The sequence below is a fragment of the Tsukamurella asaccharolytica genome, assembly GCF_007858435.1.
Taxonomy (GTDB): Bacteria; Actinomycetota; Actinomycetes; order Mycobacteriales; family Mycobacteriaceae; genus Tsukamurella; species Tsukamurella asaccharolytica.
Map to the genome: position 1 here is coordinate 161,262 of NZ_VIGW01000002.1, position 18,573 is coordinate 179,834.

Consider the following 18,573-nt stretch of genomic DNA (forward strand, 5'->3'; position numbering starts at 1 on the left):
ACAGTACCCCCGGCGGTGGTGATGCCCGACGCATCCGGTTGCGTAGAGTTGTAACTTGCAACTACGGTCTGACGGCATGACAGACATGCTCCGAAAGACCCGTGCCGGGGCCCCGTCGGACGGGATCCTCATCGCCGTCCTGTGCCTCGGCGGACTCCTCGCCTCCCTCATGCAGTCGCTGGTGGTGCCGCTCGTCGGCCAGCTACCGCACCTGCTGAACACCTCCGCCGACAACGCCTCGTGGGTCATCACCTCCACGCTGCTCGCGTCGTCGGTCGCGATGCCGATCGCCGGCCGCCTCGGCGACATGTACGGCAAGCGGCTCATCCTGCTCACCAGCCTGCTGAGCCTCATCGCGGGCTCGCTGATCTGCGCGCTCTCGCACACGCTGCTGCTCACCGTGGTGGGACGCTCGTTCCAGGGCTTCGCGATGGGCCTGGTGCCCGTGGGCATCTCGCTCATGCGCGACGAGCTGCACGCGCGCAAGATCCCCGGCGCCGTCGCGCTCATGTCCGCGATGCTCGGCGTGGGCGGCGCGATCGGTATTCCGTTCGGCGCCTACATCTCCGAGCACTTCGACTACCACACCCTGTTCTGGTTCTCGCTCGCGCTGGGCGTCATCACCCTCGGCCTGGTGTACGTCGTGGTCCCGGAATCGACCAACCTCAACCCGGGTAGGTTCGACGTGGTCGGCACCGTCGGGCTCAGCATCGGCCTCGTCTCCGTGCTGCTCTCGATCACCAAGGGGCAGAACTGGGGCTGGACCTCGGCGGCCACGCTCGGCTGCGCCCTGGGCGGAGCCGGCGTCCTGATCCTGTGGGGATGGTGGGAGCTGCGCACCCGTGAATCCCTGGTGGACCTGCGGATCTCGGCGCGCCGCCCGATCCTGCTGACCAACCTCGCTTCAGTCATGGTCGGCTTCGCGATGTTCTCGCTCATGCTGACGATGCCGCAACTGCTGCAGATCCCCGAGGCCACCGGCTACGGGCTGGGCCTGACGATGCTGAACGCCGGGCTGTGGATGGTGCCGGGCGGTCTGGTGATGATGGCTCTCTCCCCTGTTTCCGCGCTGCTCACCAAGCGGATCGGCGCGCGACTCACACTGGCGATCGGTGCCACCCTGTCGGCCGTTGGCTACTTCGCGCTGCTCGGCCTCACCGACGCGACGTGGAAGATGTCGCTCGGCTCCATGATCGTCTTCGGCGGTGTGGGCGTGGCGTACTCGGCGATGCCGGCGCTCATCATGGGCAACGTTCCCGAGACCGAGTCCGCTGCCGCGAACGGCCTCAACTCGCTCATGCGCTCCATGGGCACCGCGGTCGCCTCCGCCGTCATGGCGACGGTGCTCACCCGCACCACCATCACCGTGGGCGCCGGGACCCCGCGCGCCGTCGAGCTGCCCGCCGAGTCCGCGTTCACCAGCTCGTTCGTCATCGCCGGGGTCGTCGCCGCGGTCGCCGCCGCGGTGGCCCTGGCCATCCCGCGCGCTCGCGCCGGAGCGAGCGGAACCGCTACTGCGGAAGATCTTCCGGAAACTCCGGAAGTAGGTGCTCGAAAGGCTTGAGGTTCCACAGCGGTTCGCCGCGGGAGACGCGCCAGTCGAACTCGCGGCGGATCGCGGTGGAGAAGCCCATCTCCAGCAGGGTGTTGAAGTCGCCGTCGGCGGCCTCGAGAACCTGCCCGAGGATCCGGTCCAACTCCTCCTCCGTCAGCTCGGCGAACTTACCGGTCAGGTAGATGTCACCCGCCTTGTCAAGGGTGTACGCCACCCCGTACAGGCGCCGATTGCGCTGCAGCAGATAGCGATACACGCCCTCGAAGTTCTCGTCGACGTGCCTGCAAACGAAGGCCTCCACTCGCGCGCCGTGCGCACCCAGCGTCAGCAGGGTGGTGGTCTTGAGTTTCTTCTCGCCGGGCAGCTCGATGACGAAGTGCGCGACGTCCTTGCCCGCCTCCTCCTTGCGCGTGAACTCGATCTCCCGCTCGGTGAGCGCATTCTCGATCTGCTCGGGGGTCATTCTGGTCATACCCTCGCTCCCGTCCTGCGCCGGCGCCGGCGCACTGTCCGCACTGCGACGTTCCGTGCCGCGATGGCCTTCCCGTAACTGTCGAGCAGGCCGTCGGCCGTGCGCGCCCACGAGAACCGCTGGGCGTGCGCGGCGGCACCGTCGGAAAGCCGCTGCCGCAGACCGGGATCCGCGGTGATCTCGTCGAGGACAGCGGTCCACACCTGCGGCTCGTGCCCGTCGACGAGCCGCCCCGAGACACCGTCGGCGACGGCGACCGGGAGCCCGCCGACCCGCGCGGCCACGACGGGCGTGCCGCACGCCTGCGCCTCGACGGCGACGAGGCCGAAGGACTCGGAGTAACTGGGCACGACGACCACGTCGGAGGCGCGGTAGACCTCGGCGAGGCCCGCGGGCGGGCGCGGCGGCCCGAAAGTGACCGCGTGCTCGATGCCGAGTTCGCGAGCCAGCGCGATCAGCGCGTCGGGGCGTTCGAGGCCCGTGCCCGACGGTCCGCCGACGACCAGCACGCGGATGCGGCGCTCAGGATGCGCGTGGATCAGTGGCGCGGCGGCGCGGAGCAGCAAGTCGGGCGCCTTGTGCGGCTGGATGCGCCCGACGAAGGTGAGCACCAGCTCGTCGGGGGAGATGCCGAGCTCGGCGCGGGTCGCGGCGCCGTCGCCGGGGGTGTAGGTGCCCAGGTCGGCGCCCGGGTGGACGATGTCGATGCGGCCGGGTGGCACGCCGTGGATCCGCGTCAGCTGACCGGCCTCGACCTCGGTGTTGACGATGAGCCGGTCCGCCTCGTCGGAGACCTGTTGCTCGCCGATGAGGCGGGCCTGCGGCTCCGCGGTGTCGCCGACCGCGAGGGCGTCGTTCTTCACGGCGGCGAGAGTGTGCGCGGTGTGCACCAGCGGCACCCCCCAGCGGTCGCGGGCGAGCCAGCCGACCTGCCCCGAGAGCCAGTAGTGCGAGTGGATGAGGTCGAAATAACCGGGTTGCTCGCGCGCCTCGGCGCGCTGCACGCCCGCCGCGAAGGCGCACAACTGCGCGGGCAGGTCCGTTTTGTCCAGGCCCTCGAAGGGTCCCGCGACGATGTTGCGCACTCGGATCCCCGGCGCGGCCTCCACGACCGGCTGATCGGCGGACGACGTGGCGCGAGTGAAGATCTCGACCTCGATGCCGCGCTTCGCGAGCTCGAGGGAGGTCTGCCAGATGTAGACGTTCATTCCGCCCGCGTCGCCCGTACCCGGCTGGGCCAGGGGCGACGTGTGCACCGATAGCACCGCGATCCGGCGCGGCACGGAGGCCGCGGACTTCCCAGTAGGCACGTCGTCCAGCTTAACCCCGTCGCGAAGCGGCCAGGGCCAGGAGTTCGCGGGCGCTGCGGGCCGGGTCCACGACGAAGGGGGCGTGCCCGCCGCCGTCCCACCAGGACAGGGTCGCGTTCGGCAGGATGCGCGCGTGGTGCTCAGCGGTCGACGGCGCCACCACCTCGTCGTCGCGGCCGTGCTGCACCAGGACGGGGAAGGTCCAGGCCGCCAGGTCCGCGTCGTGGTCGACGGTGCGCCGGAACAGGCCGCCGCGCACGGCCGGGGCGGTGGCCAGGGCGATGCCGAACTGCTGCTGGGCGACGGGGCCGAGCGCGTCCTGGTCGAAGCCGCGCGGCAGCATCCGCAGCTTCGCGAGCGCGGTGATGGCTTTGCCGGGGTGCGCGGACAGGGCGGCCGGGAGGGCCGCGTTCATGCCCTCGCCGGTGACGCCGCCGGCGAAGGGCCCGGTCTCCTGGGAGCCGCCGATGGAGGTGATGGCGCCGATGAGGCCGACGGCGCGCACACCGTCGGTGCCGTGGGTCGCAAGGTGGTCGGCGATGATCAGGCCGCCGTAGGACCAGCCCACCGGGATCACGTCGGACAGGTCCAGATCGCGACGGATCACCGCGAGGTCGTCGGCGAACCGCTCGGTGGAATAGGGATGCTCGGAGTCCGGGACCGAGCTGCGACCGTGGCCGCGGTTGTCCACGGCCACCACGCGGTGCCCGGCGGCGGTCAGCGCACCGATGAACGGCGCACCCCACGAATCCGAGCTCGCCGACCAGCCGTGGACCAGCAGGAACGCCGGCTTCGACGGGTCGTCGCCGTTCGGCGCGTAGTCGGCGTAGAAGATCTCCGTACCGTCGTACGAGACGGCCAAGCCCACTGATCGAGTCACGGCTCCGACCCTAGCGCCCACATCCCGCCCGAGGGACGGCCACAGCGGCGCCGCACTTCGGTCATTGTTATTCCAACGGCTCTCGGATTCTGACCGAGATGGACGCGCTGTCCGACTCGGACAGGATTCGAGAGTGCATCGAACGGCGACCCGCCGCATTGCCGCGCGGCGGCGGAACCGGCCGTACGCCCCGCGTCCGGAATTAATCGGACTGCAGTCCGGTTGATGGTATTGTCAGCGCCACCAGCCAACCGAGGAGGACGACATGCCCGCCGTCACCGCAGACACTCTGACCCTGCCGCGGATCGCCGCGGCGGCACCGTCGGACACCCAGCGCCCGGTCCGGAGGATCACCACCGGCCCCCGCGGCTACGAGGGCGAGGGCTTCCCCGTCGTCCGCGCCTTCGCCGGGGTGCACCCCCGCGACCTCGACCCGTTCATCCACATGGACCAGATGGGCGAGGTCGAGTACGAGCCGGGCGAACCCAAGGGCACCAGCTGGCACCCGCACCGCGGCTTCGAGACCGTGACCTACATGATCGACGGCCTGTTCCAGCACCAGGACAGCCACGGAGGCGGAGGCCTCATCCAGGACGGCGCCACCCAGTGGATGACCGCCGGCTCCGGCATTCTGCACATCGAGACCCCGCCGGCCGAGTTGGTCGAATCGGGCGGCACCTTCCACGGCATCCAGCTATGGGTGAACCTGCCCGCCGCGGAGAAGTTCACGACGCCCGCCTACCAGAACCTCGAGGGCGGCCAGACCACGCTCGTGACCACCCCGGACGGCGGCGCGCTGCTCCGCATCGTCGCAGGGGAGGTCGACGGTCACGCCGGCCCCGGATCCACCCGCACGCCGATCAACTTCGTACACGCGACCATCGCGCCCGGCGCCGAGGCCTCAGTGCCCTGGAACCGCGACTTCAACGCACTCGTGTACGTCCTCAGCGGCAAGGGCTCCGTCGGGCCCGCGGGGCACCCGATCCACCAGGGGCAGCTCGCGCAGCTCGGCCCCGGCGACCGGATCACCGTGGCCGCCGACGAGTCGCAGGACTCGCGCCGGCCCGCGATGGAGGTGCTGATCCTCGGCGGCCGACCGATCCGTGAGACCGTCGCGCAGTACGGCCCGTTCGTCATGAACACCAAGGCCGAGCTGATCCAGGCGCTCGAGGACTACAACGCCGGCGCGTTCGGTGTGATCCCGCCCGACGCCCTCATGCCGCACGTCGTGCGCTGATCGAGAATTCGGCGATCTGCGGGCGTCACCGCCCGGCGCGGGCGCGCAGCAGGGTCAGGTAGGGCCCGCCGCCGGGTCATACTTGGCTCATTTACTCAACTAGTTCACTAGGAGATGCCATGCGTGAGTTCCGTGCCGCCGTCGAGGCCCGCGACGACGCGGCCTTCGACGGCCTGCTCGCCGACGACGTGACCTTCACCAGCCCCGTCGCCTTCAAGCCCTACGAGGGCCGGCACATCACCGCGGCGATCCTGCGCGGCGTGCTGCGCGTCTTCGAGGACTTCCGCTACGTCCGCGAGATCAACGACGGCGACGACCACGCGCTCGTCTTCGAAGCGGTCGTCGACGGGAAGACGATCACCGGCTGCGACTTCATCCACGTCAACGCCGAGGGCAAGATCGACGACTTCATGGTGATGGTCCGCCCACTCTCCGCCGCGCAGGCACTCGCCGCTGCGATGGGCGCGCGGTTCGCCGCCATCGCCGAGGAGGCCGCGGCGACCGCGCAGGCCGAGGCCGCCGGGGCCTGAGACTGATGCGCCGATACATGCGCATTCACCTATTCGACATCCGCAGGACCTCGCCGCTACTCTAAATGACAACGATTCCCATTGCTGTCAGAGGAGCTCCGTCGTGCGCAACCGCCTTCGTCTCGCCCGGGCCGCCGGCGCCGTCGCCGTCGCCGCCCTCGCGCTCACCGCGTGCGGGACGGCCTCGTCGGGGTCCGGCGACGGCAAGCCCGCGGTCGTGGCGTCGACCGACGTTTACGGCGCGATCGCGCAGGCCGTCGCAGGCAGCGATGCCACGGTGACCTCGCTGTTCGCCAACCCGACGGGCGACCCGCACGAGTTCGAGCCCTCCGCACAGGACACCCTCAAGGTCAAGAAGGCCGCGGTGCTCGTCTACAACGGCGGCCACTACGACGCCTACATGGAGCAGGCCGCCGAGGGCACCTCCGCGGCCAAGGTCGACGCCGTCTCACTGCAGTCACCGAAGGCGGAGAACGAGCACGTCTTCTACGACCTGCCCACCGTGCAGAAGGTCGCCGCCGCCGTGGCCAAGGCGCTCGCCGAGAAGGACGCCGCTCACCGCGAGGGATACGAGAGTCGCGCCACCGCTTTCGCCACCAAGCTCGACACCGTCATCGGGCAGGCCCGGGCGATCGGCCAGGCCAACCCGGGCGCGAAGGTCGCCGCGACCGAGCCCGTCGCCGGGTACCTGCTGACCCTCGCGGGCCTCACCGACGTCGCGCCGGCCCGCTACACGGCCGCCATCGAGTCGGGCACCGACCCGGCGCCCGCCGACATCGCCGCCGCGAACGCGCTGGTCAGCGAAAAGCAGGTGCGGGCCGTGGTGCTCAACGCGCAGACCGAGAGCCCCGTGACCTCCGCCCTGGCGAAGACCGCGGAGACCGCCGGCGTGCCCGTCGTCCGGGTCACCGAGTCGCTGCCCGCGGGCGTCGACGACTACATCGCCTGGCAGGGCGGCAACGTCAAGGCGCTCTCCGACGCGCTCGCGCCGCGCCCGTGACCCCGCACGACGCACCGTCGGACAGCGCCCCCGTCATCCGCTTGCACGACGCGGCCCTGCGTTACACCGACCGCACCCTCTGGGACGGCCTGGACCTCGACATCATGCCCGGCGAGTTCGTCGCCGTGCTCGGCCCGAACGGCGCCGGCAAGACCTCGCTCCTGCGCATCCTGCTGGGCCAGAGCCGTCTGTCCGCCGGCACCGTCGAGGTCAACGGGCGCATCGGCTACATCCCGCAGCAGCGCGCGCTCGACGGCGCGGTGCCCCTGCGCGGGCGCGACCTCGTGGGCCTGGGCTTCGACGGCGCATCCTGGGGACTCGGCGTCCGCAACCGCGCGGCCCGACGCTCCGCCGTGGATGCCGCGCTGCGGCAGGTGGACGCCGAGGCCTTCGCCGACGCCCCCGTCGGCTCCCTCTCCGGCGGCGAGCAGCAGCGGCTGCGGGTAGCGCAGGCCCTGGCCTCGGACCCGACGATCCTCCTGTGCGATGAGCCGCTGCTCTCGCTCGACCCGGGCCACCAGCAGCTGGCCGTCTCGCTCATCGAGCGCCGCCGCCGCGAGCACGGCACCGCCGTACTCTTCGTCACGCACGAGATCAATCCGGTGCTCCCCTACTGCGACCGCGTCCTGTACCTGGTGGACGGGCGGTTCGAGGTGGGGCCGACCGCCGAGGTGATGACCTCGGAGCGGCTGAGCCGGCTGTACCGCACCCCCGTCGACGTGCTGCACGTGCGCGACCGGTTGGTCGTGGTGGGAGGGGACCACTGATGGACCGGCTCGAGAACCTGACGAACTTCTCCCTCACCTGGGAGCTGCTGCAGCAGCCCTTCGTACAGCAGGCGCTGCTCGCCGCGGCGCTGCTCGGCGTCCTCGCCGGGGTGATGGGTCCGCTCATCGTCTCCCGGCAGATGGCTTTCAGCGTGCACGGCACGTCCGAGCTGTCGCTGACCGGCGCCGCCTTCGCCCTGCTCATGGGGTGGAGCGTGGGCTCGGGCGCGCTGCTCGGTGCCCTGGTCGCGGGCCTGCTCTTCGGCCTGCTCGGCGTTTACGCGCGCGAGCGGGACTCGGTGATCGGCGTCATCATGGCCTTCGGCCTCGGCCTGTCCGTCCTGTTCCTGGCGCTGCATGAGGGCCGGCAGGGCACCGCGTTCGCCCTGCTCACGGGGCAGATCGTCGCGGTCGGGATGAGCGGGCTGACGCTCATGGCGATCACCACCGTCGTGGTGCTGCTGATCCTCGCCTTCATCTACCGGCCGCTGCTGTTCCTCTCGACCGACCCCGACGTGGCCGCCGCGCACGGCGTCCCGGTGAAGACGCTGTCGGTGGTCTTCGCGATGCTGGTCGGCGCCGCGGCCGCGCAGGGCGTGCAGATCGTCGGGGCGCTGCTGGTCATGAGCCTGCTCATCACGCCGGCCGCCGCGGCCGCTCGGGTCACCAGCTCCCCTGGCAGGGCCACGGTGTTGTCGCTGATCTTCGCGCTGGTCGCGGCCGTCGGCGGCATCATCCTCTCGCTCGCGCCCGCGCTGCCGGTCTCGGTGTTCGTGACGTCGATCTCTTTCCTCATCTACATGGTGTGCCGCCTCCTCGGGCAGCGGGGCCGCCGCGGCACCGTCGCGACCGTCGACGCCCCCGCACACGACTGCCGGCACCCGCTACCGTCAAGGTCGTGAGAATCGACCTCAACGCGGACTGCGGCGAGTCCTACGGCGCCTGGCGTCTCGGCGACGACGCGGCGCTTCTCGGCGTGGTGACCTCTGCCAACGTGGCGTGCGGGTTCCACGCAGGCGACCCGACAACTCTCCGCGAGACCTGTGCCGCGGCGGTGGCCGCCGGGGTCGCGATCGGCGCACAGGTCGGCTACGCGGACCTGCGCGGCTTCGGCCGCCGCCCCATGGACGTCCCCACCGCCGACCTCACCGCCGACGTGATCTATCAGATCGGCGCGCTCCGAGCGATCGCGCGGAGCGTCGGCGGCACCGTCGCGTACGTCAAACCGCACGGCGCGCTGTACAACCGGATCGTCGCCGACGAGGTGCAGGCGGCGGCCGTCGTCGACGGCGTGCTCGCCGCCGCGCCGGGCCTGCCGGTGCTCGGCCTCCCCGGATCCGCGTTCCTCCGCATCGCCGCGGAGCGCGGGCTCGCCGTGATACGCGAGGCCTTCGCCGACCGCGCCTATCTGCCCGACGGTGCGCTCGTCCCCCGGTCGCGGGAGGGCTCCGTGCTGCACGACCCCGACGAGATCGCCGCGCGGGTGCTGCGCATGGTCGGCGACGGCACCGTCGAGGCGATCGACGGAACCGAGGTGCATATCGCGCCCGATTCCGTGTGCGTGCACGGCGACAACCCGTCGGCGGTGGCGGTGGCGCGGCGCTTGCGCACCGTGCTCGACGGTGCCGGCGTGACGGTCGCGCGGTTCAGCTAATCGCGGAACCGCCGCGGGGCGGTGAGGACGAGGCGGACGCAGTGGTCGACGAGGTGCTCGCGCGTGACACCGAGGCGGCCTTCGATGTACTCGGTGAACAGCGTGGTGAGCGCGCCGACGAGGCCCGTCGCGACGAGGCGGCGCGTGATCGCGTCGACCGAGTCGGGCAGCGATGCGGCGACCACGTCGAAGAATCCCGGCATTCCGGCGAGACCCCGCTCCGCGAGAACGGGCTCGCGGTAGGGGCCGAGCAGCAGCACCCGCCCGATGTCCGGCTGGTCGACGACGAACTCGACGAATCCGCTGACCGCGCCCTGGGCGACCGCGAGCGCATCGGGCGCCGCGCCCTGCGGGATGCCCTCGGCGGCCTCGCGGACGCCGCGGACCAGCGCGTCCTGGGCGCGGCTGAGGACATCGTCGTAGACGGCGTGCGCGAAGCCATCGCGCGTACTGAACGCCTCGTAGAAGTAGCGCTCGGTGATGCCGGTGGTGCGACAGACGGCCCGCACGCCGAGCGCCCCGGCCTCAGGGTCGCCGAGGAGCGCGATGCCCGCGTCCAGCATCTGGCGACGCCGAGTCTCCCGACGCTCCTCGAGTGAGGTCATTCGTTCATTCTACCGCAGACGAAATTTACTGACGTCGCTGTCGGGCGAACTCGGCGAGGACGACGCCCGCCGCGACCGAGGCGTTGAGCGACTCCACCGACGAGGCGATCGGGATCGACAGGATCGAATCGCAGTTCTCCCGCACCAGCCGCGAGAGCCCCTTGCCCTCGGAGCCCACGACCACGACCACGCCGGTGTCGGCGCGGTAGTCGTCCAGGTCCACGTCGCCACCCGCGTCGAGGCCGACGACCTGGAGGCCCGCGGCCGCGTAGTCGGCCAGCGCGCGGTTGAGGTTCGGCGCCTGCGCCACCGGGAGTCGCGCAGCCGCGCCCGCGGAGGTACGCCACGTGACGGCGGTGACCGCCGCGGACCGTCGGCCCGGGATGACCACGCCGTGCCCGCCGAACGCGGCCGTCGACCGGATGACCGCGCCCAGGTTGCGGGGGTCGGTGATGTTGTCGAGCGCGACGATGAGCGGCGCCTCGCCGCGGTCCTGCGCGCGGGCGAGCAGGTCGTCGGGGTGCGCGTAGGTGTACGGCGGGATCTGCAGCGCGATGCCCTGGTGCAGGCCGTTGTCGCTCAGCCGGTCCAGCTCGCCGCGCTGCACTTCGAGGATCGCGATGCCCGTGTCGGCCGCGATCTGCACCGATTCGGTGAGCCGCTCGTCGTTCTGCGAGCCGATCGCGACGTACAGCGCCGTCGCGGGCACGCCCGCTCGGAGGCACTCGACCACCGGGTTGCGGCCGAGCACGTACTCGGGGCCGTCGTCGGCGGCGCGGCCGGCGACCTTCGGCCGGCGCTGCGGCGTGGTCGCGGCCTTCGCCGCGGCCCGCGCCTTCTTATGCGCGGGGTGGTACGGGCGATCCTTGGCGGCCGGCGTCGCACCGCGCCCCTCGAGCCCGCGGCGACGCACGCCGCCCGAGCCCTGGACCTGCCCCTTCTTGGTGCCCGCCTTGCGGACCGCGCCGCGGCGCTGCGAGTTGCCTGCCATCAGTTGCCCGCCTTCTTCGTGAGTGTCCATGCCGAACCGTCGGCACCGTCGGTCACCTCGATACCCGCGGCTGCCAGCCGGTCGCGCGACGCATCGGCCTCCGCCCAGTTCTTCTCGGCCCGGGCGGCGGCGCGCCGCTCGAGCTCGGCCTGCACCAGCACGCCGAGGGCGTCCATGGCGTGGCCGTCGCCGGCGTTCTCCGTGAGCCAGTGCGGATCCAGCGGGTCGACGCCGAGGATCGCCGTCATGGCCCGCACCGCGCCCGCGAGCCGCCGCGCCTCGTCGAGATCGCCCGACTCCAGCGCCGCGTTCCCGGCCCGCACGCACCCGTGGACCTCCGCCAACGCCGACGGTACGCCCAGATCGTCGTCGAGCGCGGCGGCGAAACCGTCGGTCCACTCCCCGACGGGCACGTCCCCCGCCCGCTCGACGGTGCGCCGCACGAACGCCTCGATCCGGCCGTACGCCGTCACGGCCTCGTCCAGCGCGCCCGCGGAGTACTCCTGCATGGACCGGTAGTGCGCCGACCCGAGGTAGTACCGCAGTTCGACGGCGCGGTACTGCATGAGCAGGTTCGGGATCGAGACGACGTTGCCGAGCGACTTGCTCATCTTCTCGCCCGACATGGTGACCCAGCCGTTGTGCAGCCAGTAGTTGGCGAACGGATCGCCGGCACCGTGGGCCTGCGCGATCTCGTTCTCGTGGTGCGGGAAGACGAGGTCCATGCCGCCGCAGTGGATGTCGAACTGCGCGCCCAGGTAGCTCGTGGCCATCGCGGAGCACTCGAGGTGCCAGCCGGGCCGGCCGTCGCCCCACGGGGAGGGCCAGCTCGGCTCGCCCGGCTTCGCGGCCTTCCACAGCGTGAAGTCCAGCGGGTCGCGCTTGCCCTCGGCGAGGGTCTCGCCCTGCTGCACGTCGTCGACCTTTTGCCGGCTGAGCTCGCCGTAGGTCGGGAGGCTACGGACGGAGAAGTACACGTCGGTGCCCGTGCCGCACGGCGCGGCGTAAGCGTGGCCACGCTCGATCATGCGCTCCATGTAGGTGACCATCTGCGTGATGAACCCGGTGGCCCGCGGCTCGGCCGACGGCGGCAGCACTCCGAGAGCGTCGTAGGCGCGCGTGAACTCGCGCTCGTGCGTCGCGGCCCACTCCCACCAGGGGCGTCCGGCCTCGGCGGCCTTGCGCAGGATCTTGTCGTCGATGTCGGTGACGTTCCGCACGAAGGCCACGTCGAGGCCCTTGGCGAGCAGCCAGCGGCGCAGCACGTCGAAGGCGACGCCGCTGCGGATGTGGCCGATGTGGGGGACGCCCTGCACCGTCGCGCCACAGAGGTAGATGCCCGCCTTGCCGTCCACGAGGGGCACGAAGTCACGGACCTCGCGGGTCAAGGAGTCGTACAGGCGCAGCGTCACGTCGACTGATTCTACGGTGCCGTGCATCCCCGACCGCGGCTGCCGCGGCGTAGCCCGGCGTTGCTTCACGAAGCCATGCGCGCAGTGCATACCCTTGATGGCGTCCGGCGGGGGACCGAACGCCGCGCAGGGGGCGGCCGATCCCCCGCCAGAAGCGCGACTTCGGGTGGGGGTTCGAACGCGGGGCGGGCGGATCGGCGCCGCGCGGGGGACGACCCGCGCCGAGACGACAGTGGGGCATGCGCGCCACGCATGGCAGGCGTCCGCGACCTTCCGTGCCGGAGTCAGCTCGGGGCGTAGACCAGCGCCGTGGCCATCGCGGCCACGCCCTCGCCGCGGCCGGTGAGCCCCAGGCCGTCGGTGGTGGTGGCGGAGACGGAGACCGGGGCGCCGAGCAGCCCGCTCAGCACCTCCTGCGCCTCGGCTCGTCGCGGCCCGACCTTGGGCCGGTTGCCGATCAGCTGCACCGCGGCGTTGCCGACCACGAACCCGGCGTCGGACAGCAGCGATCGCACGTGGCTCAGCATCTGCGCACCGGTGATGCCCTCGTTGTCGGAACGCCCCACGCCGAAGACGCCGCCGAGATCCCCGAGTCCGCCGGCGGAGAGCAGCGCGTCGCAGAGCGCGTGCACCGCGACGTCGCCGTCGGAGTGGCCGGAGCAGCCGTCGCCGTCGAAGAGGAGCCCGAGCATCCAGCACTCCCGGCCCGGCTCGAACGGATGGACATCGGTGCCGATCCCGACGCGGGGAACGATCATTTCAACTCCTGCGCAAGAGCTTCCGCGACCCGCAGGTCGAAGGCTGTGGTGATCTTCATCGCGAGCGGATCGCCCGCGACGGTGACGACGGCGCCGCCCGCCCGCTCGACGAGCCCGGCGTCGTCGGTGGCGACCGCGCCGGGTGCGGCATCGTAGGCGGCGCGGAGCGCCGCGGTGGTGAAGCCCTGGGGCGTCTGGACGGCCCGCAGGTCGGCCCGGTCGACGGTGGCCGCGACGGCACCGTCGGCGTCGACGCGCTTGATGGTGTCCACCACGGGAAGTACAGGCACGACGGCGGAGGCGCCGGCGCGCAGGGCGGCGACGACCCGTTCGATCACGGGGCCGGGCGTGAGCGGGCGGGCGGCGTCGTGCACCAGCACCAGCTCGGCGTCGCCCACGGCGGCGAGGCCGGCCCGGACGGTATCGGTCCGTTCCACTCCGCCCACCACGACGCGGGCGCGCGGGACCAGGGCTCGGGCGCCGTCGACCAGGTCGGCGGGAACCATGACGACCACCTCGTCGATCACCCCGGACGCGAAAAGGCCGTCCACCGCCCTTTCGAGCAGTGAACGGCCCTGCAGAGTCACGAAAGCCTTCGGACGGTTCAGGCCCAGGCGCGTCCCTTGCCCAGCGGCGGGAACCAGCGCGACGACGGTCAGGAGGCCGCCGCCAGCGCCTCGTCCAGGCGGGACTCGGCGTTGCCGTCGTCCGTCGCCTCTGCGAGCGCGAGCTCACCCACGAGGATCTGACGGGCCTTGGTCAGCATGCGCTTCTCGCCGGCCGACAGGCCGCGGTCCTGCTCGCGACGCCACAGGTCGCGGACGACCTCGGCCACCTTGTTCACATCACCCGACGCGAGCTTCTCGAGATTCGCCTTGTAGCGGCGCGACCAGTTCGTGGGCTCCTCGGTGTGCGGCGCGCGCAGCACCTGGAAGACCTTGTCCAGGCCCTCCTGGCCGACCACGTCGCGAACGCCGACGACCTCGGCGTTCTCCGCGGGAACCTTGACCGTCAGATCACCCTGTGCGACCTTGAGCACCAGGTACTCGCGCTCACGGCCACCGATGGTCTTGATCTCGATTGCTTCGATCAGTGCGGCACCGTGATGGGGGTAGACAACGGTGTCTCCGACCTTGAAAATCATCTGATCCTTGCCCCTTTCGATATGACCAGGATAACACGGGGCGAATTCGGGTTGCGAGGCAACATCGCAGGTCAGGACTCCTCCTGGGCTTGACAAACGACGTCGTGGATGCTCTCCGCCGGTTCCGGTGACCGACGGCGCGGGTCACGGCACGGAGCACTCACGCCGTAGATGCCGCCCGACGGCACGGCGCGACCCGCCTTCTACTACGCTGCGTGGTGACATACTCAGCACCGTCCGCACGCGGGTGTCGCCGCGCACGGGGAGGAAACTGGAGGAACCGTGTCCGCACGCACCGTCTCGACCCGCCGCACCGCCACCACCGTCGCGGGCGCCCTGCTCGCCGCTGGCGCCCTGCTCTCGGTGTCCGCCTGCGGCGCGGGCCAGATCTCGCAGACCGCGAACCAGGTCGCCGCGATCAACGGCGCCAATCAGACCTTCGTGGATCAGAAGATCGCACTCAGTGACGTGCACGTGCTGTTCCCGGTCTCGGGCAGCCAGGGCCGGCTCGCCTTCGTGCTGACGAACCTGAACCCGTACCAGGCCGATACCCTCAAGGGCATCTCGGACGAGAAGGGCCGCTTCGCCACCATCGGCGGCGACACCACCCTCGCCCCGAACGGTTCGCTGTACGGCACCGCCCCCCAGGGCAGCGACAGCAAGGCCCCCAGCATCACCCGCCTCACGGTCAGCGTGCCCGTCGACGCCACGTGGCGGCCGGGCCTGACCAACAAGCTCTGGTTCCACCTGGAGAAGGCCGGTTCGCTCCCGATCGACGTCCCCATCGACGCCGGCGCCGCCCCCGCTTCCGCCGCCGGGATCACCCCCACCGCCGGCGAGCACGGTGCGGGCGAGGGCACCGGCGGCCACTAGGCCCTCAGCTCTCGACAAGATATGGCGAAAGCCAAGGTGCAGTACACCTGCACCGAGTGCGGCCACACCGTGGCCAAGTGGGTGGGGCGCTGCCCGGCGTGCGGCGCCTGGTCCACGATGGAGGAGGGCGCGCCCGCCCGCGCCGCCGGCTCGGGGCCCGCGGCGAACGTCGGCTTGACGCTGCCGAAGACCCGCGCGGTCCCGATTACGAAGATCGACCCGAACTCGACGCGCGCGCTGCCCGTCGGGATCGGCGAGCTCGACCGCGTCCTCGGCGGCGGCATCGTCCCCGGCTCGGTGATCCTGCTGGCCGGCGAGCCGGGCGTGGGCAAGTCGACGCTGCTGCTCGACGTCGTGCACCGCTGGGCCACGACGGGCCGCGGGAAGTCCCTGTACGTCACCGGCGAGGAGTCCGCGGGCCAGGTGCGGCTGCGCGCCGAGCGCACCGGCGCCCTCGACGACCGGCTCTACCTGGCCGCCGAGTCCGACCTCGGGACGGTGCTCGGCCACGTCGAGCAGATCTCCCCCACTCTCATGGTGGTCGACTCGGTGCAGACCCTCTCGGCGTCCGGGGTCGACGGGGTGCACGGCGGCGTCACGCAGGTCCGCGCGATCACGACGACCCTCACGTCGCTGGCGAAAGCCTCGTCGATCGCGGTGATCCTCGTGGGCCATGTCACCAAGGACGGCGCCGTCGCCGGGCCGCGCTCCCTCGAGCACCTGGTGGACGTGGTGCTCAGCTTCGAGGGCGACAAGCACTCCACGCTGCGCATGGTGCGCGGCATCAAGAACCGCTTCGGCGCGTCCGACGAGGTGGGCTGCTTCGAGCAGCGCGAGTCCGGCATCGTCGAGGTGACGGACCCATCGGGCTTGTTCCTGCACCACCGCGACCAGGCCGCGGCCGGGACCGCGGTCACCGTCGGCCTCGACGGCAAGCGGCCGATGCTCGGCGAGCTCCAGGCCCTCGTGACGCCGACGCCCCTGCCGTCCCCGCGGCGGGCGGTCTCGGGCCTCGATTCGGCCCGGGTGGCGATGATCCTCGCGGTGCTGACGAAGCACGGCGGCATCGAGAGCCTGCCGCAGAAGGACGTCTACGCGGCGACCGTCGGCGGGATGAAGATCACCGAGCCGGCCGCCGACCTGGCGCTGGCGCTGGCCGTGGCGTCCGGCGCGGTGGAGAAGGCGCTGCGCCCGAACACCGTCGTGCTGGGCGAGGTGGGCCTGGCGGGCGAGGTGCGGCGAGTGACCGGCCTCGAGCGTCGGCTCGCGGAGGCCGCGCGGCTCGGCTTCACCCACGCGATCGTGCCGCCCTCGCCCGACGGGCAGCGCCTGAAGGTGGACGGCATCCACATCGGGGAGGCCGCCACCCTGACCGATGCTCTGCGTCTGGGCTCCCTCGCGCCCACCCGCGAGCGGGACCGCTAACCTACCGCTATGGACCTCGAAGCCGCGTTCGTCGGGAACGCGCCGCTGCGTGACACCGTGATCCGGGTGGCCCCGGGCACCGGCCTGCGCGACGGGATCGAGCGGATCCTCCGTGGCCGCACGGGCGCGCTCATCGTGCTCGGCTACGACGACGGGGTCGAGGGCATCTGCGACGGCGGCTTCCACCTGGACGTCGAGTTCGCCCCCACCCGCCTGCGGGAACTGGCGAAGATGGACGGCGCGGTGGTGCTCTCGACCGACGGAAGCCGGATCGTGCGGGCGAACGTGCAGTTGGTGCCCGATCCCACGATCCCCACGCAGGAGTCGGGTACGCGGCACCGGTCGGCCGAGCGCGCCGCGATCCAGACCGGCTACCCGGTGATCTCGGTGAGCGCGTCGATGGCGATCGTGCACGCCTACGTGGGCGGCGTGCGGCACCTCGTCGACGATGCCGCGCCGATCCTCGCCCGCGCCAACCTCGCGATCGCCACGCTCGAGCGCTACGCGCACCGGCTCGACGAGGTGCTCGCCCACCTCTCCCGCGCCGAGATCGAGGACGTCGTGACGGTCCGCGAGGTCTCGCAGGTCGTGCAGCGGCTGGAACTGGTGCGGCGCTTGGCCGTCGAGATCGAGCAGTACGTGCTGGAGCTCGGCACGTCGGGCCGGCAGATCGCGCTGCAGCTCGAGGACCTTCTGGGCGAGTCGATCTCGCTTCGTGAGCCGGTGCTGCGCGACTACCTCCGTGACGGCGACTCCGTGCCCGCCGCCGTCACCCGCATCGACGCGCTCACCGACGCCGACCTGCTGGCCGCGACCACCATCGCTGCGGCGCTGGGCTTCTCGGAAACCGTCGAGGCGCAGGACGAGCCCGTCTCCCCGCGCGGCCACCGCCTGCTCGGCTCGATCCCGCGGCTGCGCGCCGCCCAGGTGGAGGCCCTGGTCGGTACGTTCGGCTCGCTGCAGACGCTGCTCGCCGCGTCCGCCGCCGACCTGCAGGCCGTCCCGGGTATCGGGACCGACGGTGCGCGGCAGGCCCGCGAGGGCCTCTCCCGCCTCGCCGAGGCCTCGGTCGAGCGGTTCTGACCGGCGGCGAAGGCTAGTTGCCGGTGCCCGTCTCCGGGGCCGCGCCGCCCTCCGGCGCAGGCGCCGCCCGGACGATGTTGAAGGTCACCGGTGCACTGCGCTTCGCCCCGAGCTGCGCGACCACCTGGTACGCGCCGGGCGCGACGGGGGCGCGCTGCGCCTGGCAGCCGGGCGCAGAGGTGGTGCCGGCCCACTGCAGCTTGTAGCGCAGCTGCTGGCCGGGCTGCAGCACCTCGTTCTTGATGCCGGGCTGGAAGGTGCAGTCGAAGTTCGTCCACAGCTGCTTACTGCCGTCGAGGGTGAGCACGATCAGCTGCTGCTGTCCGGTGCCGACGTCGCGCGCGCACGGCACCGGTCCGGCGTTGGTGATGGTCGCCTCGAAGGTCGGCTGCTCGCCGAGCGTGTACGTCGCTTTGTCGGCGCCGACCACGACGGAGATGTTCGCGTCGGGGCAGGGCCCGCCGGCGACGACCGCGCCGGGCGTCGGGACGCCGCCGCCCGAGGGGCTCGCCGACGCCGACGCCGCACCCGAGGCACCCGAGGCGTTCGCACCGGACTGGGGCGCACCGGAGCCGCCAGCGCCGCCCGCGCCGCCGCCGCTGTTGTTCGCCGCCGAGGGGTCGCCGGAGGGCGCCTGCGACGGGGGCAGGCCGCTCGTGGTGACGGGCGTGGTCGACGAGGCGGTCGCGGCGTTCTGCGACGAGTCGTTGCCACCGCCGACGAAGACGATCAGGAGCACCACCACGACCACGGCGAACAGCGCCACGACGGCGGCCAGCACGCGTCGGCGCCAGTAGATCTCGGGCGGCAGGGGTCCATGGGGTTCCAGCACGTCTCAACCGTAACGTTTCCGTCGCCTCACGCCGCTGACCTGCGG

The 18,573-nt window shown here is 71.8% G+C and carries 20 protein-coding genes; 10 read left to right on the forward strand and 10 right to left on the reverse strand.

All coding sequences use genetic code 11. The features are described from left to right. Positions 1 to 76 precede the first annotated feature (76 nt). The gene (locus FK529_RS03980; RefSeq protein WP_231702911.1) at positions 77 to 1,564 is read left to right on the forward strand and encodes an MFS transporter; all 1,488 of its coding nucleotides are present in this window, start codon (positions 77 to 79) and stop codon (positions 1,562 to 1,564) included. On the opposite strand, the gene FK529_RS03985 is transcribed toward FK529_RS03980, so the two are convergent. The 3 genes from FK529_RS03985 to FK529_RS03995 are packed head-to-tail and all read right to left on the reverse strand — an operon-like array spanning position 1,512 to position 4,217. After that, positions 1,512 to 2,018: a type III secretion system chaperone family protein gene (locus FK529_RS03985; RefSeq protein WP_438947173.1), complete on the reverse strand. Its 507-nt coding sequence runs from the start codon at positions 2,016 to 2,018 to the stop codon at positions 1,512 to 1,514. The two genes, FK529_RS03980 and FK529_RS03985, sit on opposite strands and share 53 nt — an antisense overlap. 5 nt (positions 2,019 to 2,023) lie before the next feature. After that, positions 2,024 to 3,337 carry a D-inositol-3-phosphate glycosyltransferase gene (gene mshA / locus FK529_RS03990; protein ID WP_146559735.1) on the reverse strand — a complete coding sequence of 438 codons (1,314 nt, stop codon included), beginning with the start codon at positions 3,335 to 3,337 and terminating at the stop codon, positions 2,024 to 2,026. Positions 3,338 to 3,347: 10 nt separating this feature from the next. After that, positions 3,348 to 4,217: an alpha/beta fold hydrolase gene (locus tag FK529_RS03995; protein WP_158635043.1), complete on the reverse strand. Its 870-nt coding sequence runs from the start codon at positions 4,215 to 4,217 to the stop codon at positions 3,348 to 3,350. A 265-nt stretch (positions 4,218 to 4,482) separates the two neighbouring features. On the opposite strand from FK529_RS03995, the gene FK529_RS04000 reads away from it, so the two are divergent. The 6 genes from FK529_RS04000 to FK529_RS04025 all read left to right on the forward strand — a co-directional run bounded on the left by FK529_RS04000 (position 4,483) and on the right by FK529_RS04025 (position 9,405). After that, a complete protein-coding gene (locus FK529_RS04000; RefSeq protein ID WP_146559737.1) occupies positions 4,483 to 5,454 on the forward strand; it encodes a pirin family protein in 972 nt (323 codons plus the stop codon). A 119-nt stretch (positions 5,455 to 5,573) separates the two neighbouring features. Next, positions 5,574 to 5,984, forward strand: coding sequence for a nuclear transport factor 2 family protein (locus tag FK529_RS04005; protein WP_146559738.1), 411 nt, complete (start codon positions 5,574 to 5,576; stop codon positions 5,982 to 5,984). 103 nt (positions 5,985 to 6,087) lie between these two features. Then, positions 6,088 to 6,984, forward strand: a complete 897-nt coding sequence (locus FK529_RS04010; protein WP_146559739.1) for a metal ABC transporter solute-binding protein, Zn/Mn family — start codon at positions 6,088 to 6,090, stop codon at positions 6,982 to 6,984. Then, positions 6,981 to 7,751 (forward strand): metal ABC transporter ATP-binding protein, encoded by a 771-nt coding sequence (locus FK529_RS04015; protein ID WP_146559740.1) that lies wholly within the window; start codon positions 6,981 to 6,983, stop codon positions 7,749 to 7,751. Before FK529_RS04010 ends, FK529_RS04015 begins: the two co-directional genes overlap by 4 nt. Continuing rightward, the gene (locus FK529_RS04020; protein ID WP_146559741.1) at positions 7,751 to 8,653 is read left to right on the forward strand and encodes a metal ABC transporter permease; all 903 of its coding nucleotides are present in this window, start codon (positions 7,751 to 7,753) and stop codon (positions 8,651 to 8,653) included. Before FK529_RS04015 ends, FK529_RS04020 begins: the two co-directional genes overlap by 1 nt. Next, complete coding sequence (locus tag FK529_RS04025; protein ID WP_146559742.1) at positions 8,650 to 9,405, forward strand: LamB/YcsF family protein; 756 nt, start codon at positions 8,650 to 8,652, stop codon at positions 9,403 to 9,405. Before FK529_RS04020 ends, FK529_RS04025 begins: the two co-directional genes overlap by 4 nt. On the opposite strand, the gene FK529_RS04030 is transcribed toward FK529_RS04025, so the two are convergent. The 6 genes from FK529_RS04030 to FK529_RS04055 form a co-directional block, all read right to left on the reverse strand. Beyond that, positions 9,402 to 10,010, reverse strand: a complete 609-nt coding sequence (locus tag FK529_RS04030; RefSeq protein ID WP_146559743.1) for a TetR/AcrR family transcriptional regulator — start codon at positions 10,008 to 10,010, stop codon at positions 9,402 to 9,404. The two genes, FK529_RS04025 and FK529_RS04030, sit on opposite strands and share 4 nt — an antisense overlap. A 25-nt stretch (positions 10,011 to 10,035) precedes the next feature. Then, entirely contained in the window at positions 10,036 to 11,001 is a 966-nt protein-coding gene (rlmB, locus tag FK529_RS04035) for a 23S rRNA (guanosine(2251)-2'-O)-methyltransferase RlmB (protein WP_146559744.1), read from the reverse strand. Beyond that, positions 11,001 to 12,413, reverse strand: a complete 1,413-nt coding sequence (gene cysS, locus FK529_RS04040; protein WP_146559745.1) for a cysteine--tRNA ligase — start codon at positions 12,411 to 12,413, stop codon at positions 11,001 to 11,003. Before cysS ends, rlmB begins: the two co-directional genes overlap by 1 nt. 284 nt (positions 12,414 to 12,697) lie before the next feature. Further along, a complete protein-coding gene (gene ispF / locus FK529_RS04045; protein ID WP_146559746.1) occupies positions 12,698 to 13,171 on the reverse strand; it encodes a 2-C-methyl-D-erythritol 2,4-cyclodiphosphate synthase in 474 nt (157 codons plus the stop codon). After that, positions 13,168 to 13,830, reverse strand: coding sequence for a 2-C-methyl-D-erythritol 4-phosphate cytidylyltransferase (gene ispD, locus FK529_RS04050; RefSeq protein WP_146559747.1), 663 nt, complete (start codon positions 13,828 to 13,830; stop codon positions 13,168 to 13,170). Before ispD ends, ispF begins: the two co-directional genes overlap by 4 nt. Then, the gene (locus FK529_RS04055) at positions 13,827 to 14,315 is read right to left on the reverse strand and encodes a CarD family transcriptional regulator (protein WP_068523712.1); all 489 of its coding nucleotides are present in this window, start codon (positions 14,313 to 14,315) and stop codon (positions 13,827 to 13,829) included. The genes ispD and FK529_RS04055 overlap by 4 nt, the downstream gene beginning before the upstream one ends. Positions 14,316 to 14,597: 282 nt before the next feature. Here FK529_RS04055 and FK529_RS04060 point away from each other — a divergent pair, with 282 nt between their 5' ends. From FK529_RS04060 to disA, 3 genes are read left to right on the forward strand one after another with little or no spacing between them, the layout of a single operon-like run. Next, a complete protein-coding gene (locus tag FK529_RS04060) occupies positions 14,598 to 15,188 on the forward strand; it encodes a hypothetical protein (RefSeq protein ID WP_146559748.1) in 591 nt (196 codons plus the stop codon). A gap of 21 nt (positions 15,189 to 15,209) precedes the next feature. Beyond that, positions 15,210 to 16,613 carry a DNA repair protein RadA gene (radA, locus tag FK529_RS04065; RefSeq protein WP_146559749.1) on the forward strand — a complete coding sequence of 468 codons (1,404 nt, stop codon included), beginning with the start codon at positions 15,210 to 15,212 and terminating at the stop codon, positions 16,611 to 16,613. Between the two features lie 9 nt (positions 16,614 to 16,622). Then, positions 16,623 to 17,696, forward strand: a complete 1,074-nt coding sequence (disA, locus tag FK529_RS04070; RefSeq protein ID WP_146559750.1) for a DNA integrity scanning diadenylate cyclase DisA — start codon at positions 16,623 to 16,625, stop codon at positions 17,694 to 17,696. A gap of 13 nt (positions 17,697 to 17,709) precedes the next feature. Here disA and FK529_RS04075 read toward each other — a convergent pair whose 3' ends face one another. Further along, positions 17,710 to 18,528 (reverse strand): hypothetical protein, encoded by an 819-nt coding sequence (locus tag FK529_RS04075; RefSeq protein ID WP_146559751.1) that lies wholly within the window; start codon positions 18,526 to 18,528, stop codon positions 17,710 to 17,712. Positions 18,529 to 18,573 lie beyond the last annotated feature (45 nt).